A 1,952-nucleotide genomic window follows, 5' to 3' on the forward strand; every position below is an offset into this window, starting at 1 on the left:
CTCATCGTCCAGGCACAGCTGGCCGCGCGCGAGCGCCAGGCACGGGAGGAGGCGGAGCGGGCGCTGGCGCGGCTGCGCGAGCAGGAGTCCCGCACCGCCCGGCTCCAGGAGGTGACGGCGGCCCTGGCACAAGCGCTCACCACCGCCCAGGTGGCCCGGGTGGTGGTGGAGAAGACGGTGCGGATGCTGGGGGCGGCGGGAGGTTGGCTCGGGCTGCTGTCGGAGGACGGCCGGTGGTTCGACATGCTGGAGGCCACCGGCTACCCCGATGCGGAGGTGCGGGCCTGGACGCACTTCCCCTCCGACACCCCCTCCCTCTACAGCCAGGTGGTGCGCACCGGGGCCCCCGTCTTCTACGAGACGCTGGAGGACGTGCTGCGCGACTACCCGCAGTGGAAGGGCCTGCCGGAGGTGGAGGGCTATGGGGCCTTCGCCGTGCTGCCCCTCCAGGTGGAGCGCCAGTTGCTCGGCGCCATCGGCCTGTCCTTCCGCGAGGGGCAGCCCTTCCACGAGGAGGAGCGGGCGTTCATGTGGGGGCTCGCGGCCCAGTGCGCCCAGGCGTTGGAGCGCGCGCGGCTCTATGACGCCGAGCGGCGCGCCCGCACGGCGGCCCAGGTGACCCTGGCCCGCCTCAACGCCATCATGGAGACGGTGCCCGTGGGGCTCGGGCTGTGGGATTCGGAGCTGCGCTTCGCCCGGCTCAACGGGCGGCTGGCGCAGCTGCTGGGGCTGCGGCCCGAGGAGCCCCTGGGCAAGACGCTGCACGAGGTGCTGCCGGACCTGGCTCCCTCGGTGGAGCCGCTCTTCCAGCGGGTGCTGGTGACGGGCCAGCCGGTGGTGGACGTGGAGGTGTCCCGGCAGCTTCCCGGGGGCCGGCACTACTGGCTGACGGGCTACTACCCGGTGCTGAGCGAGGACGGCTGCATCCTCGGGCTGGGCGCGGTGGTGGTGGACATCACCGACCAGAAGCGCTCGGAGGAGCGGCTGCGCGAGACGGCCGAGTTCCGCGAGCGCTTCATGAGCATCGTCTCGCACGACCTGCGCAACCCCCTCAACGCCATCCTCCTGTCGGCCACCGCGCTCCTGCGCTCGGACGACCTGGGCGAGCGTCACGTGAGGGGCGTGCGCCGCATCGTCACCAGTGCCGAGCGCATGAAGCGGATGATCTCCGACCTGCTCGACTTCGCGCGCGGGCGGCTGGGGGGCGGCATCCCCATCACCCTCCGCACGTTCGACCTGGGGATGCTCTGCCGCGAGGTGGTGGAGGAGCTGGAGGCCGGACGCCCCGGGCGCGAGGTGACGCTGGAGCTGGAGGGAGACCTGCGGGGCACGTGGGACGCGGATCGGCTCTCCCAACTGCTCATCAACCTGGGGAAGAACGCGCTGGACTACAGCCCCGAGCAGACGCGCGTGCGCTTCTCGGTCCAGGGCGAGCGCGAGGGCATCCTCCTGGAAGTGCACAACGAAGGGCCACCCATTCCGCCCGAGCGGCTCGCGTCCATCTTCGAGCCCTTCGGGCGGTTCTCGGGGAACGAGGCGCCTCCCTCCACCTCGGGGTTGGGGCTGGGGCTCTACATCGTCGAGCAGATCGTCCGGGCCCACGGCGGCGACGTCTCCGTGCGCTCCACCGAGGAGGATGGCACCACCTTCACGGTGCGGCTGCTCCGGCACACGCGAGGGGCCGTGCGGCGGTAGCTGAAACGTCGGGCGTTTCCAGGCATCGTAGGCACGCCATGGTACGTCACGTCATCGTCGTGGGAGCGGGGCCCGGGGGCCTGTCGGCGGCCATCAACCTCGCGGGGTTGGGGCTGAAGGTCACCGTGGTGGAGAAGGATCCGGTGCCCGGAGGGCGGATGAAGGGGCTCACCCTGGGCGAGCGGGGCGAGTACGCGGTGGACACCGGGCCCTCCATCCTCCAACTGCCCGGGGTGCTGGAGCGCATCTTCGAGCGC

General features: G+C 71.9%; 2 protein-coding genes. Both read left to right on the forward strand.

The features are described from left to right. On the forward strand, positions 1 to 1,695 hold a 1,695-nt coding region (locus tag VF794_RS10460), incomplete at its 5' end, for a sensor histidine kinase (protein WP_331109293.1). A 38-nt stretch (positions 1,696 to 1,733) separates the two neighbouring features. After that, positions 1,734 to 1,952, forward strand: a 219-nt coding sequence (locus VF794_RS10465) for an FAD-dependent oxidoreductase (protein ID WP_331109295.1), incomplete at its 3' end; no start/stop codon positions are given.

The organism is Archangium sp. (assembly GCF_036389735.1).
Lineage (GTDB): Bacteria > Myxococcota > Myxococcia > Myxococcales > Myxococcaceae > Archangium.